Source organism: Mesorhizobium sp. M7A.F.Ca.CA.004.04.2.1 (genome assembly GCF_004022825.1).
GTDB lineage: Bacteria > Pseudomonadota > Alphaproteobacteria > Rhizobiales > Rhizobiaceae > Mesorhizobium.
In genome coordinates, this window is record NZ_RZPH01000806.1 from 1 (window position 1) to 2,800 (window position 2,800).

A 2,800-nucleotide genomic window follows, 5' to 3' on the forward strand; every position below is an offset into this window, starting at 1 on the left:
CTTATGAACGGATATTGCGCCATGGCCCGCGCGTTGAGCGCCACGTCGGCGGCCATTTCGCCGTCATATTCGAAATCGACGCGGCGCTTGTCGAGGATGCGCACCGCTTCCTGGACGCGTTCGGAGCGCTCGCCCTGTGGATGGCCGAAGGTGGAATAGGCGAGCATGGCGAGCCTCGGCTCATAACCCATGCGGCGGGCAAAGCCCGCGGCCTCCTCGGCGATGTCGGCGATCTGCTCGGCATTCGGCATATCGTGCACGGCGGTGTCGGCGACCAGCACGGTCTTGCCTCGCGCCAGCACGATCGAGACGCCGATGACGCGGTGGCCGGGCTTGGCGTCGATGACGCGGCGGATGTCGTCGAGCGCGGTCGAATAGTTGCGGGTGACACCGGTGACGATGCCGTCGGCGTCGCCCAGCGCCACCATGCAGGCGGCAAAGTGGTTGCGGTCGTTGTTGATCAGCCGCTGGCAGTCGCGGAACAGGAAGCCTTTGCGCTGCATGCGCTCGTAGAGATAGTCGGTGTAGATGCCGTTGCGGCGCGACAGCCTTGCATTGATGATCTCGATGCCTTGCTTGTTGAGGTCGATGCCGGCGTGCTTGGCGTTCTCCTTGATGACGTCGTCGCGTCCGAGCAGGATGGCGGTGCCGAGCCGCTGGTTCACATAGGAGACGGCGGCGCGCATGACCTGCTCCTCCTCGCCCTCGGCGAAAACGATGCGCTTGGGCTGGCGGCGCACGCGGTCGTAGATGCGCTGCAGGGTCGAGGCGATCGGGTCGCGGCGGGCCGACAGCTCCTGCGCGTAACGGTCGAGATCGAGGATCGGCTTGCGGGCGACGCCTGAGTCCATCGCCGCCTTGGCGACCGCGATCGGGATGGCCGAGATCAGGCGCGGGTCGAACGGCACCGGGATGATGTAGTTGGGGCCGAATTTCGGCCGGTTGCCCTGATAAGCGGCGGCGACATCGTCGGGCACATCCTGGCGCGCCAATGCCGCCAGCGCCTGCGCGGCGGCGATCTTCATGTCGTCATTGATGGTGGTTGCCCTGACATCAAGCGCGCCGCGGAAGATGTAGGGAAAGCCGAGCACGTTGTTGACCTGGTTGGGATAATCAGAACGCCCGGTGGCCATGATGGCGTCGGTGCGGATCTCGGCGACCTCCTCCGGCGTGATTTCCGGGTCGGGATTGGCCATGGCGAAGATGATCGGGTTCTTGGCCATCGACTGCACCATGGCAGTGGTCAGCGCGCCCTTGGCGGAGAGGCCGAGGAAGACGTCGGCGCCATCGAGTGCCTCGGCGAGGCTGCGCGCCTCGGTCTTGACCGCATGCGCCGATTTCCACTGGTTCATGCCTTCGGTGCGGCCTTGGAAAACGACGCCCTTCGTGTCGCACAGGATGATGTTTTCCGGCGCAAAGCCCATCGCCTTCATCAGCTCGATGCAGGCGATGCCGGCCGCACCAGCGCCGTTGCAGACCATTTTTGTGGTCTTCATGTCGCGACCGGTGATCTCCAGCGCGTTGATCAGGCCGGCGGCCGAGATGATCGCGGTGCCGTGCTGGTCGTCGTGAAAGACGGGAATGTCCATCAATTCGCGCAGGCGCTGCTCGATGATGAAGCACTCCGGCGCCTTGATGTCCTCGAGGTTGATGCCGCCGAAAGAGGGCCCGAGGAACCGCACGCAGTTGATGAATTCGTCGGCGTCCTCGGTGTCGACCTCGAGGTCGATGGAATCGACATCGGCGAAGCGCTTGAACAGCACCGCCTTGCCCTCCATCACCGGCTTGGAGGCCAGCGCGCCGAGATTGCCTAGACCGAGGATGGCCGTGCCGTTGGAGATGACGGCGACCATGTTGCCGCGCGTCGTGTAGTCGAAGGCGCGCGAGGGGTCTTCGGCGATGGCCAGGACCGGAACCGCGACACCAGGCGAATAGGCGAGGCTGAGGTCGCGTTGCGTCGCCATCGGCTTGGTGGCGACGACCTCCAGCTTGCCCGGCCGACCCATGGCGTGGAATTCGAGCGCTTCCTGCGCACTGACGGACGGACCGCTGTTCTCGGTTTTCCTGGCCATGATGTTCTTGATTTCCTCACCGGTGCAGCACCTCCTTGAAGCGGGTGCTTTGTTTCGGTCCGAATTAAGACCACGCGCCGCCGCGTGTAAACCGCCCGCGCGCTGGAATCGCGGTCCGCATCGGCAATTGCGGACAAGCTGCCGTCCCGTCGTCCCCCGTTTTTCGAAGCGCCGGCATTAAACCGCATCATCACATCTGCTAGCGTGCCGCGCATGAACATGCACAGCCCGAACGAGCCAGACGCCCCCGAGGCGATGACGCCGGCGCCGACCGTCCACGCCGGCGCCACGCCGATGATCGAGCAATTTATCGAGATCAAGGCGGCGAACCCCGATTCGCTGCTGTTCTATCGCATGGGCGATTTCTACGAGCTGTTCTTCGACGATGCCGAGAAGGCGAGCCGGGCGCTCGGCATCGTGCTGACCAAGCGCGGCAAGTATCAAGGGCTCGACATCCCGATGTGCGGGGTGCCGGTGCATGCCGCCGACGACTATCTGCAAAAGCTGATCGGCCAGGGTTTCCGCGTCGCCGTCTGCGAACAGATCGAGGATCCGGCCGAGGCCAAGAAACGCGGCGGCAAATCGGTGGTGCGCCGCGACGTCGTGCGGCTGGTGACACCGGGCACCATCACCGAGGACAAATTGCTGGCGCCCTCGGAATCGAGTTTCCTGATGGCGCTGGGGCGGGTGAAGGGCGGAGCCGATCACAGTTTCGCGCTGGCCTGGAT

Annotated in this window: 1 protein-coding gene and 1 pseudogene; one reads left to right on the top strand and one right to left on the bottom strand. The window is 64.5% G+C overall.

Annotated elements, in window-relative coordinates; all coding sequences use genetic code 11:
- Positions 1–2,072: NADP-dependent malic enzyme (locus EN893_RS27340; RefSeq protein ID WP_164901147.1), on the bottom strand; the 2,072-nt coding region annotated here is incomplete at its 3' end.
- Positions 2,073–2,285: 213 nt separating this feature from the next.
- Between EN893_RS27340 and EN893_RS27345 the strand changes: the two are divergent.
- Positions 2,286–2,800, top strand: a pseudogene (locus tag EN893_RS27345) (DNA mismatch repair protein MutS); the annotation flags it as partial.